The sequence below is a fragment of the Hypericibacter adhaerens genome (assembly GCF_008728835.1).
Lineage (GTDB): Bacteria > Pseudomonadota > Alphaproteobacteria > Dongiales > Dongiaceae > Hypericibacter > Hypericibacter adhaerens.
The window spans coordinates 5050004-5071225 of record NZ_CP042582.1 but is presented as its reverse complement, the minus strand read 5'-3'; the positions used below and the strand labels follow the sequence as shown (position 1 = coordinate 5071225).

Annotated in this window: 19 protein-coding genes; 8 read left to right on the top strand and 11 right to left on the bottom strand. The window is 68.1% G+C overall.

What is annotated here, in order from left to right:
* Positions 1 to 52: 52 nt before the first annotated feature.
* From FRZ61_RS22705 to FRZ61_RS22695, 3 genes are read left to right on the top strand one after another with little or no spacing between them, the layout of a single operon-like run.
* Positions 53 to 976: a DUF6807 family protein gene (locus FRZ61_RS22705; protein ID WP_151119881.1), complete on the top strand. Its 924-nt coding sequence runs from the start codon at positions 53 to 55 to the stop codon at positions 974 to 976.
* Between the two features lie 14 nt (positions 977 to 990).
* Positions 991 to 1839, top strand: coding sequence for a shikimate dehydrogenase family protein (locus tag FRZ61_RS22700; RefSeq protein WP_151119880.1), 849 nt, complete (start codon positions 991 to 993; stop codon positions 1837 to 1839).
* On the top strand, positions 1836 to 2699 hold the full coding sequence (locus FRZ61_RS22695) for a sugar phosphate isomerase/epimerase family protein (protein ID WP_151119879.1): 864 nt from the start codon (positions 1836 to 1838) through the stop codon (positions 2697 to 2699). The genes FRZ61_RS22700 and FRZ61_RS22695 overlap by 4 nt, the downstream gene beginning before the upstream one ends.
* Positions 2700 to 2707: 8 nt before the next feature.
* Here FRZ61_RS22695 and FRZ61_RS22690 read toward each other — a convergent pair whose 3' ends face one another.
* The 10 genes from FRZ61_RS22690 to FRZ61_RS22645 form a co-directional block, all read right to left on the bottom strand.
* Positions 2708 to 3328: a glutathione S-transferase family protein gene (locus FRZ61_RS22690; protein ID WP_151119878.1), complete on the bottom strand. Its 621-nt coding sequence runs from the start codon at positions 3326 to 3328 to the stop codon at positions 2708 to 2710.
* A 101-nt stretch (positions 3329 to 3429) separates the two neighbouring features.
* Positions 3430 to 5010, bottom strand: coding sequence for a helicase HerA-like domain-containing protein (locus tag FRZ61_RS22685; protein ID WP_151119877.1), 1581 nt, complete (start codon positions 5008 to 5010; stop codon positions 3430 to 3432).
* A gap of 191 nt (positions 5011 to 5201) precedes the next feature.
* Positions 5202 to 6368, bottom strand: a complete 1167-nt coding sequence (locus tag FRZ61_RS22680) for an aromatic ring-hydroxylating oxygenase subunit alpha (RefSeq protein ID WP_151119876.1) — start codon at positions 6366 to 6368, stop codon at positions 5202 to 5204.
* Positions 6369 to 6427: 59 nt separating this feature from the next.
* Positions 6428 to 7528 carry an ABC transporter ATP-binding protein gene (locus FRZ61_RS22675; RefSeq protein WP_151119875.1) on the bottom strand — a complete coding sequence of 367 codons (1101 nt, stop codon included), beginning with the start codon at positions 7526 to 7528 and terminating at the stop codon, positions 6428 to 6430.
* 82 nt (positions 7529 to 7610) lie between these two features.
* Complete coding sequence (locus FRZ61_RS22670) at positions 7611 to 9095, bottom strand: aldehyde dehydrogenase (protein WP_191909171.1); 1485 nt, start codon at positions 9093 to 9095, stop codon at positions 7611 to 7613.
* Between the two features lie 4 nt (positions 9096 to 9099).
* Positions 9100 to 9909, bottom strand: a complete 810-nt coding sequence (locus tag FRZ61_RS22665) for an alpha/beta fold hydrolase (protein WP_151119874.1) — start codon at positions 9907 to 9909, stop codon at positions 9100 to 9102.
* Positions 9906 to 10499 carry an amino acid synthesis family protein gene (locus FRZ61_RS22660; RefSeq protein WP_151119873.1) on the bottom strand — a complete coding sequence of 198 codons (594 nt, stop codon included), beginning with the start codon at positions 10497 to 10499 and terminating at the stop codon, positions 9906 to 9908. The genes FRZ61_RS22665 and FRZ61_RS22660 overlap by 4 nt, the downstream gene beginning before the upstream one ends.
* Positions 10500 to 10687: 188 nt before the next feature.
* Positions 10688 to 11488, bottom strand: a complete 801-nt coding sequence (locus FRZ61_RS22655) for an ABC transporter permease (protein WP_151119872.1) — start codon at positions 11486 to 11488, stop codon at positions 10688 to 10690.
* A gap of 6 nt (positions 11489 to 11494) precedes the next feature.
* On the bottom strand, positions 11495 to 12367 hold the full coding sequence (locus tag FRZ61_RS22650; protein WP_225308957.1) for an ABC transporter permease: 873 nt from the start codon (positions 12365 to 12367) through the stop codon (positions 11495 to 11497).
* 102 nt (positions 12368 to 12469) lie between these two features.
* Positions 12470 to 13510, bottom strand: coding sequence for an ABC transporter substrate-binding protein (locus tag FRZ61_RS22645; RefSeq protein WP_151119871.1), 1041 nt, complete (start codon positions 13508 to 13510; stop codon positions 12470 to 12472).
* Between the two features lie 266 nt (positions 13511 to 13776).
* Between FRZ61_RS22645 and FRZ61_RS22640 the strand changes: the two genes are divergently transcribed.
* The gene (locus FRZ61_RS22640; RefSeq protein WP_151119870.1) at positions 13777 to 15942 is read left to right on the top strand and encodes an acetate--CoA ligase family protein; all 2166 of its coding nucleotides are present in this window, start codon (positions 13777 to 13779) and stop codon (positions 15940 to 15942) included.
* 23 nt (positions 15943 to 15965) lie between these two features.
* Here the strand turns inward: FRZ61_RS22640 and FRZ61_RS26485 are convergent, their stop codons facing one another.
* The gene (locus FRZ61_RS26485) at positions 15966 to 16451 is read right to left on the bottom strand and encodes an acyl-CoA thioesterase (RefSeq protein ID WP_191909170.1); all 486 of its coding nucleotides are present in this window, start codon (positions 16449 to 16451) and stop codon (positions 15966 to 15968) included.
* 238 nt (positions 16452 to 16689) lie between these two features.
* Here FRZ61_RS26485 and FRZ61_RS22630 point away from each other — a divergent pair, with 238 nt between their 5' ends.
* The 4 genes from FRZ61_RS22630 (at position 16690) to FRZ61_RS22615 (ending at position 21212) form a co-directional block, all read left to right on the top strand.
* Positions 16690 to 18525 carry a helix-turn-helix domain-containing protein gene (locus tag FRZ61_RS22630; protein ID WP_151119868.1) on the top strand — a complete coding sequence of 612 codons (1836 nt, stop codon included), beginning with the start codon at positions 16690 to 16692 and terminating at the stop codon, positions 18523 to 18525.
* Between the two features lie 86 nt (positions 18526 to 18611).
* Entirely contained in the window at positions 18612 to 19208 is a 597-nt protein-coding gene (locus FRZ61_RS22625) for a flavin reductase family protein (RefSeq protein ID WP_191909169.1), read from the top strand.
* Entirely contained in the window at positions 19205 to 20278 is a 1074-nt protein-coding gene (locus FRZ61_RS22620; RefSeq protein WP_151119866.1) for an LLM class flavin-dependent oxidoreductase, read from the top strand. Before FRZ61_RS22625 ends, FRZ61_RS22620 begins: the two co-directional genes overlap by 4 nt.
* Before the next feature lie 223 nt (positions 20279 to 20501).
* On the top strand, positions 20502 to 21212 hold the full coding sequence (locus tag FRZ61_RS22615) for a GntR family transcriptional regulator (RefSeq protein WP_151119865.1): 711 nt from the start codon (positions 20502 to 20504) through the stop codon (positions 21210 to 21212).
* Positions 21213 to 21222: the final 10 nt, after the last annotated feature.

Below are 21222 nucleotides of genomic sequence, written 5' to 3'. Positions count from 1 at the left end.
TTGCAGGCGCGGCCGGTGCCATGTTAGGCAGAAGCCTCTCGGGAGATTCCCCATGACCGATCGTTTCATCCTCGCCGACGACCCGATCGCCCTGCCGCAGGGGGCCTGGGCCAAGACCGAGCGGCGGACGCTGCGCCGTGGCAATCTTCCCGTCCTCAGCCTGACCCAGGGCCATCACCGGCCCTATCTCTTCCCGGTCTATACGCCGCAGGGCTTCGCCGTGACCTCGGAATGCCCGGCCGATCATCCGCATCACAATTCCTGCTGGATCGCCTCGGACCATGTCGATTGCTGGATGCCGGCGGCCGACGGCCGGAAAGAGCAGTACACCTATAATTTCTACGTCAACGAGACCTTCCAGGGCCGTGCGCCCGGCCGGATTCTGCAGACCCAGGCCATGGGCGAGGAGACCGCTGCCGGCTATCGCATCACCCAGGAGATGGAGTGGCGCGGGCCGGTGGAATGGGCGGCGCCCGAAGGGCGGCTCGCCGCGCGCGAGCGGCGCCGGCTCGATCTGAAGCTCGAGGGCGGCGCCTATGTCATCGATGTGGAGTCGGCGCTTTCGGCCGCGGCCTGGGACCTGTCGCTGGGACCGACGCGCCATGCCTATTTCAACCTGCGGGTCGCGGAATCGATCGCCGTGACCTCGGGCGGCCGGGTCGTGAACGATCGCGGCGCCAGCGGCGGGGCGGCGGTCAGCGGCGCCGGCGCGCACTGGGTGCATTATTGCGGGCCGGTCGGCGGCGGGCACTGGGCGGGCCTGGCGCTCTTTCCCGATCCGCGCGACCATCGCGATCCCTGGTGGTTCGTCGCCGATTGGGGCGTCGTCACGGTGGGCCCGTTCCGCCTCGAGAAGCGCGACATCAGGCAGGGCGAGACCATGACCTTGCGCTATCGCGTGCTCCTGCATGACGGCGACCTGCCGGCGGCTGTCATCGCCGAGCGATACGCGGCCTATCTGGCGGGCCTGCGCTGACCCGAGCGGCGCCGATGCGCGAGACGGGCGGCCGGCGCATCGAGATGATCGGCACGCCGATCGACCATGTCCGCACGCCGGACCTGCTCAACCGCCTGTTCGAACGCGAGGGGCAGGCGTTGCGCGTGGTGAAGAAGCGGCTGGGACCGGTCGCGCTCGGCCGCCATGTCGAGGCCTTGCGGCGCAGCGGCGACGTCGCGGGACTGGTGGTGACCACGCCGCTGAAGAGCGGGATCTGCGCCCATCTCGACCGCCGCACCCCGCTCGTGCGTCTGCTGGGCGCCGCCAACTGCATCCGTTTCGACGGCGATTCCTGGATCGGCGCCAATTTCGACGGCCACGGGTTCGAGGCGGCGGTCCGCGCCGCCGGCCTCGAGCTTGCGGGCCGGCGTTTTCTGCTGGCGGGCAGTGGCGGCGCCGGAACGGCGATCGCGGCGCGCATCGTCGGAGCCGGCGCCGCCGCGCTGACTATCATCGACAGCGACTCCGGCAAGGTGACAGATTTCCTGCAGGCGCTGCGGCGACTCGCGCGCGGCTGCGTGCTTGGCGACGCCGTGGCGGGCAAGGCGCGTTATGATATTCTGGTGAACGCCACGCCGCTCGGCATGAATCGGGGCGATCCGTCGCCCTTCGCGCCCGGGATCGTCCGGGATGCCGGGGCCGTGGTCGATATCGTGATCGCCGAACAGCCGTCGCGCCTGCGGCGCGACGCCGAGCGGTTCGGCAGAACCTTCGTCGAGGGGACGGCGATGGTGCAGGGGCAAGTGGAGCTGTTTCGCCGCTTTCTGACGACATCCGCCACCAGCGAGGCCGCCCTGTCGCGCGCCGCCGCGAAAGCGTCGGGGCGCGGAGCGCCCGGATGAGGGATTTCTCGGCCGAGCATCGCTGGCTCTCGATCAACACCATCACGCTCGACCGGCAGGGCGATCTGGCGGCGATCATCGAGGCCTGCGCCCGCCACGGCGTGACGGCGGTCTGTCCCTGGCGCCACAAGGTGGCGGAGATGGGGCTCGACCGCTCGGCCAAGGCCCTGCGCGACGCCGGCCTCGCGCTCTCCGGCTATTGCCGCGGCGGCATGATGGTGGCGGATGCGGCGCATCGCCAGGCGGCCCGCGACGACAATCGCCGCGCGGTCGAGGAGGCCGCGGTGCTGGGCGCTCCCTGCCTGGTGCTGGTGGCGGGCGGGCTGCCGCAATTCTCGCGGCCCGGCAGCGCGCCCGGCAAGGACATCGCGGCGGCGCGCGCCATGGTCGCCGAGGAGATCGCGTATCTTCTGGAGTTCGCCGAAACAGCGAAGATGCCGCTCGCGCTCGAGCCGCTGCATCCGATGATGGCGGCCGACCGGGGCTGCATCAACACGCTGGGCCAGGCGCTCGATCTCTGCGAAGCGCTCGATCCCGATGGCAGCCGCGGGCTCGGCGTGGCTGTCGACATCTATCATGTCTGGTGGGACCCGGCGCTCGCGGCGCAGATCGCGCGCGCCGGCGCCAGGCGGCTCCAGGCCTTCCATGTCTGCGACTGGCTGGTGCCGACCCGGCATCTCCTGAACGATCGCGGCATGATGGGCGACGGCATCGTCGACATCCCCGCCGTCCGTGCCCTGGTGGAGGCCGCGGGCTATCGCGGCTATGCCGAGGTCGAGATCTTCTCCGAGCAGTGGTGGCGGCTTCCGATGGACGAGGTCATCGCCACCTGCATCGAGCGGCACAAGCGCGCCGTCTGAGCGGCCGGCTATTTCGCCATCAGGGCGTCGTCGATCTCGTTCGCCCGCATCGCGGCCGGTCGGCGGCTGAGCCGCTCGCAGTAGCGTTCGAAGGCGGGCCGTTTCTCGAGCGTGCCGAAGCGCAGGCCCCAGCCGATCTGGGCGCCGACATAGACATCGGCCGCGGAGAAGCGGTCGCCGGTGATGTAATCGCGGCCCGAGACCGCGGTCTCCAACGCGTTCTGCGCATCGGCGGGGGAGCCGTAGCCGACCATCCGGCGGCGATCCTCGGGGATCGCGACGCCCAGCGCCTTGTTGGTCGCGGCCGCCTCGATCGGGCCGGCCGTGAAGAACAGCCAGCGGTAATAGGGTCCACGTTGGCGATCGCCGGGCGGCGGCGCCAGGCCCGCCTGCGGAAAGGCGTCGGCGAGATAGGCGCAGATGGCGGCGCATTCCGTCACGATCGTGTCGCCATGACGGATGGCCGGGACCTTGCCCATCGGGTTGATGGCGAGGTAGTCCGGCGCCTTCATGCTCGTGCCATAATCCAGGATCTCGGTGCGGTAAGGCTGGCCCAGCTCCTCGAGCATCCAGCGGGCGATGCGGCCGCGCGACATGGGATGGGTATAGAAGACGAGCTCGTCGGCCATGATGTCGATTTCCTCCGCTTCATCCGGATCGATGGCGATTCAGGCGGCTGAAGGATATTGGCCCCGAGCGTCGGGTGCGGCAGAGCTGTTCGCGGCCGATCCTAGCCCTTGAGGATCGAGCCCAGCACGCCGCGCAGGATCTGGCGGCCGAGCGAGCTGCCGACCTGGCGCACGGCACTCTTGGCCATCGCCTCGGCCAGGCCTTGGCGCCGTCCGTCGCCGAAGACGATCTTGTCGAAGGTGCTTCTCTCTTCACGCGGCGGCGCCTGGCGTTGCGGTGCCGGGCGCGCCGGTTCCGTACTGGGCGCCGCCGTACCGCCCCAGGGGCCCGAGCGGGCTTCGGCCTGCCGCGTCGTTTTCACGTCCGTCGGCCGCTGCCAGCTTCCGGGAGGCGCGGCGGCGGCTTTGCGGCCCTGCAGCGTCTCGAAGGCGGATTCGCGATCGATCGCCTGCTCGTAACGGCCCTTGACCGGGCTCGCCGCGATGACGCGCTGGCGCTCCTCGGGCGTGATGGCGCCCAGCCGCGAGCCCGGCGGCAGGATGAAGGCGCGATCGACGATGGCGGGCGTGCCGCCCGGCTCGAGGAAGGAGACCAGCGCCTCGCCGACGCCGAGCTCCATGATCGTCTTCTCGGTGTCGAGCGCGGGGTTCTGCCGGAAGGTCTGGGCCGCCGCCTTCACCGCCTTCTGGTCGCGCGGCGTGAAGGCGCGCAAGGCATGCTGCACGCGGTTGCCGAGCTGGCCCAGCACCGTGTCCGGCACGTCCAGCGGATTCTGCGTCACGAAGAAGACGCCCACGCCCTTGGAGCGGACCAGCCGCACCACCTGCTCGATCTTCTCCAGGAGCGCCTTGGGCGCGTCGTTGAAGAGCAGGTGCGCCTCGTCGAAGAAGAAGACGAGCTTCGGCTTGTCGGGATCGCCGACCTCCGGCAGGTTCTCGAACAGCTCCGACAGCAGCCAGAGCAGGAAGGTCGCGTAGAGCCGCGGGCTCTGCATCAGCTTGTCGGCGGCGAGGATGTTGACGGCGCCGGCCCCCGAGGGGTCGGTCAGCATCAGGTCGGCCAGCTCCAGCGCCGGCTCGCCGAAGAACCTGTCGCCGGCCTGGCTCTCGAGCTGCAGCAGGCCGCGCTGGATGGCGCCCACCGTGGCGGCGCTGACATTGCCGTAGGTGGTGGTCAGCTCCTTGGCATTGTCGGCGACGAAGGCCAGCATCGCCTGCAGGTCCTTGAGGTCGAGCAGCAGCAGGCCCTGGTCGTCGGCGAGCTTGAAGACGAGATTGAGGACGCCGGTCTGGGTCTCGTTGAGATCGAGCAGCCGGCCCAGCAGCAGCGGCCCCATCTCCGAGATGGTGGCGCGCACCGGATGGCCCTGCTCGCCGAACAGGTCCCAGAAGATGACGGGATAGGCGCGGAACGAGGGCGCCGGCAGCCCGAGTTTCGTCAGCCGTTCTTGGAGCTTCGGGCTCATCGCGCCGGCCTGGCTCAGCCCCGCGAGATCGCCCTTCACGTCGGCCATGAAGACCGGCACGCCCCGCGCCGAGAGCCCTTCGGCGATCACCTGCAGGCTCACGGTCTTGCCGGTGCCGGTGGCGCCGGTGATCAGCCCATGGCGGTTGGCATAGCGCGGCAGGATCTCGCGCAGGGCAGCGCCCTTGGCGACGGGAATGGCGGGAACATCGGTCATGGCGGTTCCGCTGGCCGGTGGCGATCCCGAAGGAGCGCCGGGGGAGTTCCCGTCCTTATCCCTTCACCCTCTGCCGGCTGTCAAGCCGAACGCCTGCCGGCGCCGGAACGCCGGCCATCGCGGCGGCCGTCGAATTCGGAACCCGCGTCAGATAGTCGGATCGAAGCGCCGTATGAAGGACGGCGGCGTGGTCAGCGTGCGCGCTCCTGCGGCGTGACGATCGCATGACGCACCAGCCAGCTGGCGAACATGCTGACGACGGGCTCGAGCGGGGAATAGCGGCCCGGCGTGAACTGGTCCGTCTCGAATCCGGCCTGCTGGCGCTCGAGCACGTCGACATCCTCCTGCATGGAGACCGCCCAGCGGGTCTCGTAGGCCTTGAACTTCTGCTCGAAATCCGCGCGCGCCACGGTGGAGCGCGGGAAGCACATGTTCATGACCACCTTCGTCCGCGACGGCCCTTCCGGATAGATCTCGAAGAACCACATGCAGTCGACCGTGCAGGCATAGGCGAAGGTCGGATAGAAGAAGAGATAGCGCGTGCCGGCCGCGGCCTTGCCGGTGAGGCCCAGGATCGGCGGGAAAGCGAGATACTGTTCGCCCGTCAGCAGCGCGCTGGTGCCCTGATGCGGGTTGAAGATGGTGGCGAAATCCCCGTTGATCCGCTCCAGCGGCTCGGGCGCGGTATAGGTGCCGGCGATCGAGCTCTTATGCACCGGCTTGACGTGGTAGTCCTCCATGAAGACGTCGATGAAGAGCTTCCAGTTGCAGGCGACGGTGAAGGTCTTCGACCGCGCGAGCGCCATGTCGGGCAGGTTGTAGGGGGCGACGAGCCGGTCCATGTCGCCCATGGCCTCGGCGAGACCGGGGCCGCCGGGAACGAGACGCATGAAGATGAAGCCGTTCCAGGTCTCGACCTCATAGGCCTTGAGCCCGTACTCGCGTTTGTCGAAGCCCTCCGTCTGCTCCATCGTGGGGGCGCCGCGCAGCACCCCGTCGAAACCGTAGCCCCAATGGTGGAAGGGGCAGAGGATCACCTTGACCCGTCCCGCCCCGGTGAGCAGCAGGGTTCCGCGGTGGCGGCAGACATTGTCGAGCACATTGATCCGGCCATCCTGGCCCCGGATCACGATCAGCTTCCTGCCGCAATACTCGAAGGCCCGATAGTCGCCGGCCTCCGGCAGCGTGTCCTCGCGGCCGATGCAGATCCAGTTGCGGTAGAAGATCTCCTCGATCTCGCGGCCGTGGAACGCTTCGCTGGTATAGCACCAGGCCGGCAGAGACTCGGCCTGCAGCGGCGGGCGGAGCACATTGGCATAGAGCTTCGGATCGAATATCGAGCGGCCTTCGGGACTCATGATGACGGCAATTCCTCCCTCGAAACGCGTTGCCTGGGGCGGTCTTCCGCCGCCCGGCCTCAAGACGGAAACAGATGAAGATCAGCGGGCCGCCAGGCGGCATAGGCCTCGGACCCGACCGCGAGCGGACCGGACGCGGTGCCGCTGAAGGATTCCCGGATCGACAGGACCTGGCCCCAGTCGGTGGTCGCGGTGTAATGCAGGTTCTCGCCGAGGAAGGTGATCTCGCGGATGCGCACCTTGACGGCGCAGTCCGATCCCGTGGCGGCGGCGCTGGTACAGAGCCGCACCCGCTCGGGCCGGATCATGAGCGAGACCGATCGGCTGCCCTCGGGCGGCTTCGTCCCGTTGATCGCGCAGAGATTGCCGTCGGGCAGGCGTACCGCGGTGCCGTTATTGCCGCTGCCCTCGACCGTGCCGGCGATGAAGTTCGAATTGCCGATGAAGCCGGCGACGAAGGCCGTCTTGGGGGATTGGTAGAGATCGATGCCGGTGCCGACCTGCTCGATGCGTCCATGGCTGAAGACGGCGATCCGGTCGCTGAGCCGGAGCGCCTCCTCCTGGTCATGCGTGACATAGAGCACCGTCACGCCGGTCTCCTGGTGAATGCGGCGGATCTCGCCCTGGATCTCCTCGCGCAGCCGTTTGTCGAGGGCCGCGAGCGGCTCGTCCATCAGCAGGAAGCGCGGCCGATAGACCAGGGCGCGGGCGAGCGCCACGCGTTGCTGCTGGCCGCCCGAGAGCGCGCCGGGCTTGCGCTCGGCATAGCTCTCCAGCCGGACCAGGCGCAGCGCTTCCTTGACCGCAGCTTCGATCTCCGCCTTCGGCCGGTGCCGGACCGAGAGCGGGAAGGCGACGTTCTCATGGACGTTGAGATGCGGGAACAGCGTGTAGCGCTGGAACACCATGCCGATATTGCGCCGGTGCGGCGGTACGCCGAGTACGGATTTGCCGTCGATCAGCACGTCGCCGCTGGTGGCATCCTCGAAGCCCGCCACGATGAAGAGCGTGGTCGTCTTGCCCGAGCCCGAGGAGCCGAGGAAGGTCAGGAACTCGCCTTCGCCCACCTCGAGCGAGACGCCATCGACGGCCGTGACCGCGCCGAACCGCTTGACGAGGTTCCGCAGGCTGACGATTCCGGGTGCAGCCTCCTTCGTCATGCGGCCCCTGCTTCGGCGGGGGCCGCATGGGGTGCATCGGAGGCCATCGGCCGGCATTGCTCCATCGGGAAGGCTCTCCTGTTCATCGCATAATGAACGGGTCGCCCATGGGCTTGGTCGAGGTATCGATCCACACGGTCTTGGTCCGCGTGTAGTCGAGCAGCGATTCGCGGCCGGCCTCGCGGCCCGTGCCGCTGGACTTGTAGCCGCCGAAGGGCGCGATCGGCGAGCTGGCGCGATAGCTGTTGATCCAGACGATGCCGGTGCGCAGCTGCCGCATCACGCGCAGCGCGCGGCCGCCATCCCGGCTGAAGATGCCGGCGGCGAGGCCGAACTCGGTATCGTTGGCCGCGGCGATCGCGTCGGCTTCGTCCTTGAAGCGGAAGGCGCTCAGGACCGGGCCGAACAGCTCCTGGCGCGCGACCGGCACCGCCGCCGTCTCGCAGGCGAGGATCGTGGGCTCGAAATACCAGCCCTTGGGCTGTGCCGCCGGACGGGAGCCGCCGGTCACCAGCGAGGCGCCCTCCTTGAGCGAGGCCGCGACCACGCGCTCGATATTGTCGCGCTGGCCCTTGGTCGCGAGCGGCCCCATCTCGGTCTGCTCCTCCATCGGATTGCCGATGCGGATGCGCTTCGCCCGCTCGGCCACGCGCCCGAGGACCTCGTCATAGACGCTCGCCTGGATGAAGACGCGGGTCCCCGCCACGCAGCTCTGCCCCGTGGCGCCGAAATTGCCGGCGAGGATGCCGTTCACGGCGCTGTCGAGGTCGGCATCGTCGAACACCAGGATCGGCGACTTGCCGCCGAGCTCGAGCGTGACGACGCCGAAATTCTCGGCGCTGTTGCGGATGATGTGGCGCGCGGTGGAAGGCCCGCCGGTGAAGGCGATGCGCGCCACCAGCGGATGGGTGGTGAGCGCCTTGCCGCAAGGATCGCCGAGGCCGGTCACGACATTGACGACGCCGGGCGGGATGTCGGCCTCGGCGCAGAGCCGCGCCAGCTCCAGGAGCGGCACGGGCCCATGCTCCGACGCCTTGATGACGATCGCGTTGCCGGTGGCGAGCGCCGGGCCCAGCTTGACCGCCGTGAGCATGAGCTGCGAGTTCCAGGGAACGATCGCGGCCACCACGCCGATCGGCTCCCGGATCGTCATCACGAAGAGGTCGGGCTTGTCGATCGGCAGCGTGGCGCCTTCGAGCTTGTCGGCGGCGCCGGCGAAATAGTTGAGATATTCGGCGGTGTAGCGGGTCTGGCTGCGGGTCTCGCGGATGAGCTTGCCCGTATCGGTGGTCTCCAGTTTGGCGACATCGTCGGCTTGCGCCGCCAGCAGATCGGCCAGGCGCCGGAGCCGCTTGCCGCGCTCGCTCGCCGTCATGCGGGACCAAGGTCCCTCGGTCATCGCCTTGTGCGCGGCCCTGACGGCGGCGTCGACATCGCGGATTCCGGCCTCGGGGAAGGAGGCCCAGTCCTCGCCGGTCGCGGGATTGACGCTGCCGAGCCGCTTGCCGTCCGCCGCCTCGGTCCAGCGGCCATCGATGAACATCGAATAGTTCACGATCTCGTTCATGCTGCTATCCCTGTCGCTCGGCGTCCGGTGCCCCCAGGAACTCGTCGATGACCGCGGCCATGCGGTCCGGCGCTTCGATCGGAGTCATATGCCGCTGACCGGGGAAAAGCTGCAGCCTCGCCCGCGGCAGTATGGCGGCCATGCGTTGGGCCATGGCCGGTGTCGAACGCTGATCCTCCATGCCGGTGATGACCAGGGTCGGCGCCTCGATCCGGCCGAGCTGCGGCGCCAGCGCCTCGTCGGCCGTCGCGAACACCGCATAGGCGGCCACATAGGCCGCCTTGTCGTTGGTCATCATGCGCCTGCGGATGGGCTCGATCAATTCGGGCCGGACCGTGCGGAACGCCGGCGTGAACCAGCGCTCGATCGCCGCCTCGACGCCCGCGAGATAGCCGCCCGATCGCGCCTCCTCGACCCGCGCCAGCACCGCCTGCCGCTCCGCGGTGCTGCGATCATAGACGGTGTTGACCAGGATCAACCGGTTCACCGAGCCGGGATGCTCGAGCGCGAAGCCCTGCGCCACCAGACCGCCCATCGAGAAGCCGGCCAGGTCGAAGCGGGAGAGCTCCATATCCTCGGCGAGGCGACGGAGCTGGCGCACGAAATCGGCGAGGCTGTAGGGCCCTGGCGGAGCCGCGCTCTCGCCATGGCCTTGCATGTCATAGGTGACGACGCGGCGATGGCGCGAGAGCAGGGCCGCCAGCGGCGTCCACATCTCCAGGTCGGCCCCCACCCCGTGAACCAGGACCAGCGGCGGACCTTCGCCGGCGCTGCGGAAATGCGTGCCGCGCAGATTGCCTTCGCTGAGGCTCATGCACGGTTGCCCTCTTCCGCCATCTCCTTCATATCGAGATAGCGGTTGCCGATGCGCGGGTGGGCGCGGCCGCCGGTCGAGGCACCCAGCGCCACCACGATCTCGTCGGGAGCCGGCGCGTCGTTGATGGTGAACTCGATCGTCAGGTAGTGCGAGCGCAGGCCTTCGTCCAGCTTGTGCATCATCGGCACGGCGATAGCGCAGCCCGGCCCGCCGCGCTTGTTGGTGAAGCTCAGATAGGATTTGCCGCCGACCGCCTCCCGGAAGAGGTTCCCGAACCGCAAGGTATGGATGAGGGCCGAGGCATGCTCGATCTCGCCGCTGGTGCCGACCACGGCCGCCTTGCCATAGGCCTCGACCTTTTCGACGCTCCCGCAGGCCTCGATGATCCCGGGCACCAGCAATTCGCCGAGCTTGGGCGCGATCGCCAGGATCTCGGGCCGGAGATTCTCGACGAACCCGCGGCCGGCCCAGGGATTCGCCAGGACCGCCGCCACCGCGACCATGCGGATGGGGGCGTCGGCGCTCTTGCCCCCCTCGATCAGGACATCCTCGGAATAGCGGACCAGCTTGCGGACACGCAGGGACATCGACGGCCATCTCCTTCCGAAAGACGGCCAGATCCATCCCTTCGGATCACCGATCCGCACTGACCGTATTATGGTATTCATATTATAGGTGCGTGCCGCCAGTGCCAAGCCGAAATGCGGATTTTGCCGCCGTTTCACCCCCCGGCAGCGTAATCCAGAGCCCGACCGTCGCGCGGGGGGGGGGCGCTTTACCGGGCGCGCTTCTTCTGGACCAGCATCACCACGGCCAGGATGGCGATGGTGACGAGGATGAGGAGGGTCGAGACCGCGGCGATCACGGGCGACAGGTCGTTGCGCAGCGTGTTCCACATCCGCACGGGCAGCGTCTGCATGTCGGGGCTGGCCATGAAGATGCCGACCACCACCTCGTCCCAGGAGGCGAGGAAGGAGAAGAGGGCGCCGGCGAAGATCCCCATGCGGATCGAGGGGAGCGTGATGCGCCAGATCGCCTGGGCCGGCGTGGCGCCGCAGATGATCGCGGCCTTCTCGATCGATTCGTCGAAGCTCTCGAGCGCGTTGCTGATGCAGATGATCGAGAAGGGGAGCGCGATGACGAGATGGCCCGCCACGAAGCCGATGAAGGTCCCGTTGAGGCCGATGTGCAGGAACAGCCCATAGAGAGCGATGGCGAGGATGATCAGGGGCACGATCATCGGCCCGATGAAGAAGGCGCGCAGCAGCTCGCGGCCGCGGAACCGTCCGCGCACCAGCGCGAAGGAAGCGGGAAGGCCCAGCAGAATCGAGGCCGCCATCACGGCGGCGCCGACCCGGATGCTGACCAGGATGGCGTCGATCCAGCGGCTGTCGGCGAAAAATTCCTCGTACCATTGCAGCGTCCAGCCGGGCGGCGGGAAGGCCAGCCAGCGCGAGGAGCCGAAGGACAAGGCCGCGATGAAGACGATCGGCAGCAGCAGGAAAGCCGCGACCAGGATGCCGATGGCGTAGAGGCCGAACCGGCCGGGGCCCATGCGGTTGAGGGAGAGCAGCATGGCCGCCTATCTCACCTGGCCGAATCCGACCGAGCGGACATAGAGGGCATAGAGCGCCAGGGTCACGGACAGGAGGATGAAGGCGGCGGCGCTGCCGAGACCCCAGTTCAGCAGCGACTGGACCTGCACGCCGATCAGCTCGGCCAGCATCATGCCCGAGGTGCCGCCCAGCATGGCGGGCGTGACGTAGTAGCCCAGCGCCATGACGAAGACCATGAGGCCGCCGGCATAGATGCCGGGCAGCGACAGCGGCAGCAGCACGCGGAAGAACACCTGCGTCGGCCGTGCGCCGGAGATCGCGGCCACCTGCATGATGGCGGGATCGATCGCGGCGAGGCGCGTCTGCAGCGGGAAGATCACGAAGGGCAGCATGATGTAGGTCATGCCGATCGTGACGCCGATGAGATTGTTGACCAGCGGGATCGGGTGGTCGGTGAGGCCGAGGCTCATCAGCGCGCGGTTGATCACGCCGGTGCGCTGCAGCAGCACGAGCCAGGCATAAGTGCGGGCGACGAGGTTGGTCCACATCGACAGCAGCAGGATCGCGAAGAGCCAGCGCGCGACGCGCGAGGGCAGCAGCACCAGCAGCCAGGCGACGGGGTAGCCCAGCGCCAGCGACACGATCGTGACGATGCCCGCGACGGCGAAGGTGTTGAACAGCACCTTGCCGTAGGTCTGGTCGGTCAGGAGCTGCGCGTAATTGCCGAGCCCCGGCACGGGATCCGTGACGCTGCGCAGCAGCAGCGAGGAGAGCGGAACGACGAAGAGGAAGAACAGGAAGAAGAAGGCGGGCAGCGCATAGCGCCCCTCGGAGCGTCGCGCCGGCCGGTTCATCCTGGCGGCTGCCGCTCGCAGCCCGGCGGTGGCTTCCTGTTGCATGGCAGGCAAGGCGAATCCCGAAGCTGTATCCGAGGCGGGGCGGCGGGTCCGGCCCGCCGCCCCGCGATCGGCCGTCAATTCAACGACAGAACCTCGATAGAACTACTGAGCCTGCCACTCATACCAGCGCTTGTTGATCGCATCGATGTTCTTTTCCCAATAGCCGAGATCGATCACGATCTGGCCGTCGGTGTGGTTGGAGGGCAGAGCCGGCTTCACATCCGCCGGGATCAGCGCCTCGGCCTGGGTGTTGACCGGCCCATAGGCCGTCAGCGCCGAATGGGTCGCCTGGCCCTGGGCGCTCACGACCTGGGCGATGAGTTTCATGGCCTCGGCCTTATGCTTCGTGCCCTTCGGGATCACGACATAGTCGGCGGTGACCAGGTTCTCCTTCCAGCTCACGGTGACCGGCGCGCCCGAGGTTTCCAGCAGATGCGCGCGCCCGTTCCAGAGCATGCCCATCGCGGCCTCGCCCGAGGCGACCTGCTGCTGCGACTGTGCCGCCGAATCCCACCAGACGATGTCCTTCTTGATGGAATCGAACTTCTTGAAGGCGCGGTCGATATCGAGCGGGTAGAGCTTGTCCGCGGGCACGCCGTCGGCCAGCAGAGCCGCTTCCAGCATGCCCGGCGCCAGCCATTTGGTGACCGCACGGCCGCCCGGATAGGTCTTGGTGTCGAAGAACGCCGCCCAGCCTTCCGGCGTCTTGTCGCCCAGCGAGGTCTTGTTGTAGGCGAGGACCCAGGACCAGGTGAGGCTGCCGACGCCATGATCGAACACGAAGTTCGGATCGAGGTTGGTCTTGTCGATCACGCTGAAATCGAGCGGCTCGAGCAGCCCTTCGGCCGCGGCCTTGTAGGCGAAGCTGCCTTCCACATCGACCACGTCCCAGGTGACGTTGCCGCTCTCCACCATGGCCTTGAACTTGCCGTAGTCGGTCGGGCTGTCCTGCAGGACCTTCACGCCGCTCGCGGCCTCATAGGGGTCGGCCCAGGCCTTCTTCATGGCATCCTGGCCTTCGCCGCCCCAGCCGACGAAGGTGACGGGACCGTCCGCCTTCGCCACTCCGAGCCCGACCGCGAACGCCACCAGCAGCGTCGCCGCGCCAAGCCGCAACCCTCCTGCCCGTTTCATCCTCGCCATCTGAATCTCCTGACGTTTCCTCTGTTTTTGGGCGCGCGCCTCCCAGGGCTCACGCGCCTTGCTTCTCGGCTGAAGCAATTATCTAATTCTGCATACTCTATGCTATAATACAATCTGGAATGAGTCAGAAGGCGCCGCCCGAAGGTCTTGCCCGGGCCGCCATGGCCATGAAAAAGGGTCGTGCCGGTTGCAGCTGACCGGTGCGACACCGCCAAAGAAGACGGGACGGACGCCCCCCACCGGCGGCGATCCATCGAGGGGGATCAATGACATCGGCAGCGCCTTCGGAACCCGCACGAACGGGCCTGACGGGAGACCGGCGACGCAATCTGGAGCGGCTTTTTGCGCCGCGCCATGTCGCTTTCATCGGCGGCAACGAGGCGGCAGAGGCGGCGCGGCAATGCCAGAAGATCGGATTCGACGGGCCGATGTGGGCCGTCAATCCCAAGCGGCGCGAGCTTGCCGGCCTTCCCTGCTACCCCAGCGTCCAGGATCTGCCCGAAGCGCCGGACGCGGTCTTCCTCGCCGTGCCGGCCCCACTCACCGTTCGCACGCTGGGCGAGCTTGCCGGGCGCGGCGCCGGTGGCGTGGTCTGTTATGCGGCGGGCTTCAAGGAGATGGGGGCGGAGGGCCTGGCGCTCGAACGCGCGCTGATCGAGGCCGCCGGCTCCATGGCGATCGTCGGCCCCAATTGCTACGGGGTGATCAACTACGTGAAGGGCGTCGCGCTCTGGCCTTATGGGCAACCGGGCAGCCGGACCGAACGCGGGCCGGCCGTGATCACCCAGAGCGGCATGTTCGCGATCAACCTCACCTTCAACGACCGCTCCGCCGCCTTCTCGCATGTGATCAGCTCGGGCAACCAGAGCGTGCTGGGGATCGAGGACTATATCGAGTTCCTGCTCGAGGATCCGTCGGTCTCGGCCGTGGGCCTGCATATCGAGATGCTGCGCGACATCCCGCGCTTCGCCCGCGTCGCGATCCGCGCCGCCGCCAAGGGCATCCCGATCGTCGCCTTCAAGACGGGGGCCTCGGCGATCGGGGCGCGCCTGACCGTGAGCCATACCGGCTCGCTCGCGGGCTCCGACGAGGCCTACAACGCGCTGTTCCATCGGCTGGCGATCACGCGGGTGGACACGCCGGCGCAGCTGCTCGAGACGCTGAAGATGTTCACCCATGGCGGCATCCCGGCCGGCCGGCGGCTCGGCGCCTTCACCTGTTCGGGCGGCGATGCCGAGATGGTCGCCGACTGGGCGGAGCGATACGGCCTCGAGCTGCCCCAGCCCGGCGCACCCACCCGGGAGCGGCTCGTGGCGCAGCTCGGCTCCTTCGCGAATGTCAGCAACCCGCTCGACTACAACACCGCGATCTGGGGTCATGAGGACAAGGTCGAGGCGGCGCATTCGACCTTCCTCGCGGACGGCTACGACGCCACCGTCCTGATTCAGGATTTCCCGCCGCTGGGCTCCGACATCGACCGGATCAGCAACACGGCCGACACGCGCGGCTTCCTGGCGGCGGCGCGGAAGGCGAAGATTCCAGCCGCGGTCTGCAGCACGCTGCCGGAATGCCTGACCCAGGATATCCGCGATCTCGCCCTCGCGAGCGGTGCCGCCCCTTTGCAGGGAATCCGCGACGGGCTGTTCGCGTTCGCGGCCGCCGCCACCTATGGCGCGCGGCGCGAGCGGCTGCGCGCGGGCGATGCCGAGGACCGCTATCGCCTGGCCGAGCCGCGCGCGATCGCTGGAAGCGCCCGGGTGCTGGACGAATGGGAGAGCAAGCGGCTGGTCGCCGGTGCCGGCGTTCCGGTTCCGGCGGGCCGCCTCTGCCGCGAGAGCGAGGCGATCGCGGCCGCGGAAGCGATCGGGTTTCCGGTCGCCATCAAGCTCGTCAGCGCCGCCCTGCCGCACAAGACCGAGGCGGGCGCGGTCCGCCTCGGTCTCGCCAGCGCCGCGGCCGTCGCGGAGGCGGTCGCCGCGATCAAGAGCTCGGCGCGGCAGCATGTCGAGGGGCCGCTGCCCGACCGCTTCCTGGTCGAGCGCATGGCGGCCAAGCCCGTTGCCGAGATGATGGTCGGCATCAGGCGCGACGAGAGCTTCGGTTATGTGCTGCTGGTGGGGGCCGGCGGCACCGGGGTCGAACTCGCCCGCGATGTCGCGACCCTGCTGCTGCCGCTGACCAGGCCCGACCTGATGGAGGCCATCGCCGGCCTGAAGATCGCTCGGATCCTCGAGGGCTATCGCGGCGGGCCCGCCGGCGATGTCGAGGCGTTCGGCGATGCCGTGCTCAAGCTGGCGGGTCTGGCGCTCGAGAAGGATCGCAGCCTCCTCGAGATCGAGCTCAATCCGGTCATGGTCCTGCCGCGCGGGCGGGGCGTTGTCGCCGTGGATGCGCTCGCCAGAAGTGCGGATGTTGCCGGCACGACCGGCTGATATGGCCGCCGGCCGCGTTCGTCCTAGGCAGACGGCGCGGGCAGCCGCCAGGACAAGGCGGGGACCAGGCAGGCGGGAAGGGAAGGATCCTGGGCCGCTTCGGGATCGAGGGCCGCGGCAAGGCGGGCCGCGACATCCTTCGCGAAGGGACGCACCCGCCGTTCGCCCAGATGGAAGCTGAGGCAGAGGAAGCCGATCGTGGCGCAGAGCTTGTCGCCGCTGCTCATCTCATGCAGCAGGCCGAACCGCTTGAGGTCGCAGCCGACGAGCCGGGTCGCGATCTTCAAGGGATCGCCCAGCCTGAGCTCGCGCAGATAGCGCACATGCACGTCGACGATCGCGAACTCGTTGTCCTGGCGCGCCTCCTGTCCACGCCCCCCGTTCATCTCCTCCCAGAAGGCCATGGTGGCGATGTCGGAAACCCGCTGATAGTCGAGATAGCCCATATGGCCGAACTCGTCGATCCATTCGGTTCTGACCTCGCCCTCGAAATAGATTCGCCGGCTCATGCGGACCGGCTTTCGCCTAGAGTGTCGCGTCGCATCGTTCCTGGGCCTCGGAGGAGATTGGCAGGTGTCGCGGTCCCTTCGTCCGCCGCGTCGAACGCCACGCCGGAGCGTCGGTTGATCGGCAGGGACCGCCACGTTAGATATGTCGGGTTCCTGTGCAAGGATTTTCGTCGCGTGAGGCATCGAACCTCGCCATCGCGGGCCTGCTCCGCCTTCGGCTCCATGATGCATTTCGCCCATGGCTGAGCGGCCGAAACGGCGCCCCCCTCGCGAGGACTCTTCGAGCCTGACGCAGCGGCTGCGCAGCCTCGGCCAGATCGCCAGCATGGTGAATTCGGGCACCGAGCTCGGCGATGTCCTGAAGCGGATTGTCTTCGCGATCTGCCAGAACTCGATCTGGTCCTCGAGCGCCATCATGGCGCTCGACCGGGAGAGCGGCTATTCGGTCCTCGTCGCCCGCCACGATCCGGATTTCAAGGAGACGCGCCGGACCCGGCGGCAGTGGCTCCTCGCCACCAGTCCGACCGTGCGCGTGCTGGAAACCGGCATACCGCTGATCATCGCCGACGCGCAGCAGGCGCCGGACTACCCGGACTACATGCAGGAGGCACGTCAGCGCGGCTATCGCACGGTCGTCCTCATTCCCCTGCAGTCGCGTGACGGGAAGGGCCGCGCGATGGTCATGTCGGTCCATGCCGGCGAGCGGCGCAAGATCGACGAGGACGAGCTGGTGTTCTTGCAGACGGCGGCGGGCCTCGCGTCTCTCGCGGTCGAGAAGGCGCATCATCTGAATGCCGAGCGGCAGCAGGCGGCGGGCCTCCGCCGGGCCTTCGATCTGCATGCGGCCACGATGGAATCCGTGCTGGCCGGCCGGTCGCTCGCGACGATCGTGGATCTGGTCGCCGAATTCCTGCCGCATCCGATCCTGGTCGTCGACCTGACCTCGAACCAGGTCCTGGCTCGCCGGTCGCCGCTGCCGGATCGGATCGCCGACGGCGAGTGGGCCGCGAAGCTGAAGCAGAACGGTGCGCGCGAGCTGGGCCGCGTGATGCGCGCCGCGAAGCCGACCCATTTCCAGGAAAGCCAGCCCCTCGCTTTCGCTCTCATGGGGATCGATCTCACGATCGAGGCGATGATCGAACCGCTGCTCGTCGACGGATCGGTCCTGGGCGGCATGGTGCTCTTCACCGGTGGCCGGCCGCTCGAGGCGTTCGACGCGCTGCTGGCCAATGAAGCCCGGTTCGCGCTCGCGGTGCAGCTGATGCGCGCTCATGTGCGCTTCGCGACACAGGCAGAGACCAACAGCGAGTTCTTCGGCCGGCTCTTCAGCGGCAACTGGCGCGACGAGGCGGAGACGATGGCGCGCGCCGGCCATCTGGGCCTGGCGCTCGATGCGCCGGCGCGTCTGCTGGTGCTGGCGCCGGGTGCCACGGCCGACCGGCCGCCTGACGACAATATGCGGGCGATGATCCTGCGCGGGCTGCTCCGGGTCGCGAGCCTGCAGCATCCCGGCGCCGCCGTCTGTTTCGACGGCGAGGATGCCGTCGTCTTCCTGCCGGAACGCGCTTCGGGCGAAAAGTCGGCCACGCGGCTGATCGAGCGCCTGCTGCGCGAGATGGAATGGATCACGGGAACCAAGCCGATCGCGGCGTTGGGCCGGCTTTGCCGTGAGCTCAAGGATTACCAGGCGGCGCGTCAGGACTGCGCGCGCATCCTCGATCTGGCGCGGCGGCTCGACCGGCGCGGGCTGGTGTCGGAAGCCGAGTTCGGCCCCTTCGCCCGGCTGCTGGCCTCGGCCGACCAGGCGGCCCTGCGCCGCTTCGTCCAGGACACGCTCGAGCCCCTGGCGGCCTACGACCGTCGTCACCGGTCGAGCTTCCTGCCGACCCTCGATGCCTTTCTCACCCATGGCTGCCGCTACCAGCCCTGCGCCGATGCGCTGGGGATCCATGTCACGACCCTGCGCTACCGCCTGCAGCGGCTGGGCGATCTCTTCGGGATCGATCTCGAGGATCGGGAGGCCCGCCTGGCGCTCGACGTCGCCTTCCGGCTGCGGACGGCGATCGGCGGTTAAGGGGCTCCGATCATAGGAGGCGAAGCCACCTTTCTCCTATGAACCGGAGGAAGATCGCCCGGCCGGTCCCGTTTAGGCTTGCCGCCATGATCGCCGGAACCGAAAGGACGCCGTCTTCCCCACCGCCCGTCGAACCGGCGGTGCTGCGGCGGACGCTGCGGAGCCTCATCACCGGGGTGACGGTGGTGACCACCTTCGATGCCGAGGGCAAGCCGCGCGGCTTCACCGCCAATTCCTTCACCTCGGTATCGCTGGAGCCGCCGCTGGTCCTGGTCTGCATCGCGCACCGGGCCGGCAGCTTCCCGGCTTTCCGTGCCGCACGGCATTTCGCCATCAACATCCTGAGCGAGTCCCAGGCTGAAATCTCGCAGCGTTTCGCCTCGCCCCTGCCGGACAAGTTCGCCGGGATCGAGTATCGCGACGAAACGGACAAGGCGCCCCTCATCGCGGGCTCGCTCGCCTGGCTCGACTGCCACCGCCACGATGCAGTGGAGGCCGGCGATCACCTCATCCTGATCGGCGAGGTCACGCGCCTCGGTCATCAGGATGCCCGACCGCTGGGCTATTGCGGCGGCGACTATCTCCGCTTCGACAGCTTGAGACCCGCTTCGCCGGCCGGCGCGCGCGCTCCGGCAGCTTCATCGTTCACGCCAGATGCCCGTCACGGAGGACGCAACCCATGAAGTTCACCCTCGTCATCAATATGGAACGCCTCAGCCCCGAGGTCAGCATGCGCGACGTGGCGCGCGAGGTGCTGGAGATGGTGCAGATGGCGGATGCCGGCGGCTTCGAGATCGCCTGGGCCGCGGAGCATCACGGCATCGAGATGACCGTGTCGCCGGGACCGTTCCAGCTTCTGGCCTGGTGGGCGGCCCATACCTCGCGCATCCGGCTGGGCACGGCGGTGGTGGTGGCGCCCTACTGGCATCCGCTCAGGCTCGCCGGCGAGGCGGCGCTGTTCGATCTCCTGAGCGGCGGCCGGCTCGAGTTCGGCATCGGCCGCGGCGCCTATCAGCGCGAGTTCGATCGCCTGTTGGGCGGCATCGATCAGCATGTGGGCGTCGCCTATATGCAGGAGATGCTGCCGGTCCTGAAACGGCTGTGGCAGGGCGACACCGAGCATAAGGGCCAATACTGGTCCTTCCCGACCGCGACCTCCGTGCCGAAGCCGCTGCAGCGGCCGCATCCGCCGATCTGGGTCGCGGCGCGCGATCCCGGCACCTTCGATTGGGCGGTCAAGAACGACTGCAACATCATGACCTGGGCGCTCTCGCGCCCCTTCGCCGAGGTCGAGCTCTACAAGGAGCGCTTCGAGACGGCGCTCAAGAACAATCCCGGCGTCGCGCGGCCCGCCTTCATGACCATGCGCCATACCTCGGTCTATGAGCGGCCCGACGGCTGGGAAGTGCCGATCCGCTGCGCCATCCGGCAGATGGGTCAGTTCGAGAACCTCTTCAAGAATCTGGGCGGCGTCACCAACGGCTTCGTCGAGACGCTCGACGTCTCCGGCTTCGCCAACCGCAGCGAGTTCGATCTGGCGGCGATGCGGGAGAATCTCATGTTCGGCAGGCCGGACGAGGTGATCGCGAAGCTGAAGCGCTATGAGGCGCTCGGCGTCGACTATTTCTGCTATTCCGCGGCCTTCGGCCAGCCCTTGGCCGAGCAGAAGCATTCGCTGGCGCTCTTCATCAAGGAAGTGATGCCCGAATTCGCCGCGGCGCCGGCCCGCGAGAAGCGCGTCGCGGCGGTCTGATCGCGGCGACCCACCGGGACTGAAGACGAGGCGGGAGCGGCGTCCGGTCCTTCGGGATCGGACGCCGCTCCCGCCCTTGTTTTTGCCACCGGGCGCATCCCCGCCCGCGAACCGATGCTCGTTTTGCGCGAATGCTCTAGGCTGAATCCCGTTTGAACCGCCGTCTTGCCGACGGGGGAGGCAAGCGGTATAAGAGATAATACGGTATTATAGAGGTGGGGATATGGCTGAAAAGGCCGAGGGAGCAGAGCTTTCTTCGCTGCGCATCAAGCGCACCAATATCACCCTTCGCCAGCAGGTCCTCGACGTTCTGCGCAACGCCATCCTCGACTTCCGCTTCAAGCCTGGCGACCGCCTGATCGAGCGCGAGCTGTGCGAGCTCACGGGCGTCAGCCGCACCAGCGTCCGCGAAGCGCTCCGCCATCTCGAATCCGAAGGACTGGTCCACAACGTGCCCAACAAGGGTCCGATCGTGGCGACGGTCACCCTGGAGGAGGCGCAGCAGATCTACGAGGTGCGCGAAGCGCTGGAGGGGCTTGCCGGCCGGCTGTTCGCGTCGCGGGCCACGGATCGCGACATCGATCGACTGCGCGCGGCCAATGAGCGGCTGGAGAAGGCGTTCGAGACCGGCGATGTCCGGCGCATCGTCGCGGAAACGGCCCATTTCTACGAAGTGTTCCTGGAAGGATGCGGGAACAACCTGATCCGCGACATGATCCGTTCCCTCAACGCGCGGATCGTCTATCTGCGCGCGACCTCGATGTCGAGGCCGGGCCGGTCGCCGGGCAGCCTGGGCGAGATGACCCGGATCGTCGAGGCAATCAGCAAGCGGGCGCCCGACGCGGCGGAAGAGGCCTGCAAGGACCATGTCAGGCGGGCCTGCAGCGCGGCGCTGGAAATGCTGCGCCAGCGCCGGACCGACGGCATAAACTGAGACCCGGTCG

What these genes read in the sequence shown, in the direction of transcription:
- FRZ61_RS22705 (WP_151119881.1), top strand. Translation starts at nt 53, where the DNA reads ATGACCGATCGTTTCATCCTCGCCGACGACCCGATCGCCCTGCCGCAG.
- FRZ61_RS22700 (WP_151119880.1), top strand. Translation starts at nt 991, where the DNA reads ATGCGCGAGACGGGCGGCCGGCGCATCGAGATGATCGGCACGCCGATC.
- FRZ61_RS22695 (WP_151119879.1), top strand. Translation starts at nt 1,836, where the DNA reads ATGAGGGATTTCTCGGCCGAGCATCGCTGGCTCTCGATCAACACCATC.
- FRZ61_RS22690 (WP_151119878.1), bottom strand. Translation starts at nt 3,328, where the DNA reads ATGGCCGACGAGCTCGTCTTCTATACCCATCCCATGTCGCGCGGCCGC.
- FRZ61_RS22685 (WP_151119877.1), bottom strand. Translation starts at nt 5,010, where the DNA reads ATGACCGATGTTCCCGCCATTCCCGTCGCCAAGGGCGCTGCCCTGCGC.
- FRZ61_RS22680 (WP_151119876.1), bottom strand. Translation starts at nt 6,368, where the DNA reads ATGAGTCCCGAAGGCCGCTCGATATTCGATCCGAAGCTCTATGCCAAT.
- FRZ61_RS22675 (WP_151119875.1), bottom strand. Translation starts at nt 7,528, where the DNA reads ATGACGAAGGAGGCTGCACCCGGAATCGTCAGCCTGCGGAACCTCGTC.
- FRZ61_RS22670 (WP_191909171.1), bottom strand. Translation starts at nt 9,095, where the DNA reads ATGAACGAGATCGTGAACTATTCGATGTTCATCGATGGCCGCTGGACC.
- FRZ61_RS22665 (WP_151119874.1), bottom strand. Translation starts at nt 9,909, where the DNA reads ATGAGCCTCAGCGAAGGCAATCTGCGCGGCACGCATTTCCGCAGCGCC.
- FRZ61_RS22660 (WP_151119873.1), bottom strand. Translation starts at nt 10,499, where the DNA reads ATGTCCCTGCGTGTCCGCAAGCTGGTCCGCTATTCCGAGGATGTCCTG.
- FRZ61_RS22655 (WP_151119872.1), bottom strand. Translation starts at nt 11,488, where the DNA reads ATGCTGCTCTCCCTCAACCGCATGGGCCCCGGCCGGTTCGGCCTCTAC.
- FRZ61_RS22650 (WP_225308957.1), bottom strand. Translation starts at nt 12,367, where the DNA reads ATGCAACAGGAAGCCACCGCCGGGCTGCGAGCGGCAGCCGCCAGGATG.
- FRZ61_RS22645 (WP_151119871.1), bottom strand. Translation starts at nt 13,510, where the DNA reads ATGGCGAGGATGAAACGGGCAGGAGGGTTGCGGCTTGGCGCGGCGACG.
- FRZ61_RS22640 (WP_151119870.1), top strand. Translation starts at nt 13,777, where the DNA reads ATGACATCGGCAGCGCCTTCGGAACCCGCACGAACGGGCCTGACGGGA.
- FRZ61_RS26485 (WP_191909170.1), bottom strand. Translation starts at nt 16,451, where the DNA reads ATGAGCCGGCGAATCTATTTCGAGGGCGAGGTCAGAACCGAATGGATC.
- FRZ61_RS22630 (WP_151119868.1), top strand. Translation starts at nt 16,690, where the DNA reads ATGGCTGAGCGGCCGAAACGGCGCCCCCCTCGCGAGGACTCTTCGAGC.
- FRZ61_RS22625 (WP_191909169.1), top strand. Translation starts at nt 18,612, where the DNA reads ATGATCGCCGGAACCGAAAGGACGCCGTCTTCCCCACCGCCCGTCGAA.
- FRZ61_RS22620 (WP_151119866.1), top strand. Translation starts at nt 19,205, where the DNA reads ATGAAGTTCACCCTCGTCATCAATATGGAACGCCTCAGCCCCGAGGTC.
- FRZ61_RS22615 (WP_151119865.1), top strand. Translation starts at nt 20,502, where the DNA reads ATGGCTGAAAAGGCCGAGGGAGCAGAGCTTTCTTCGCTGCGCATCAAG.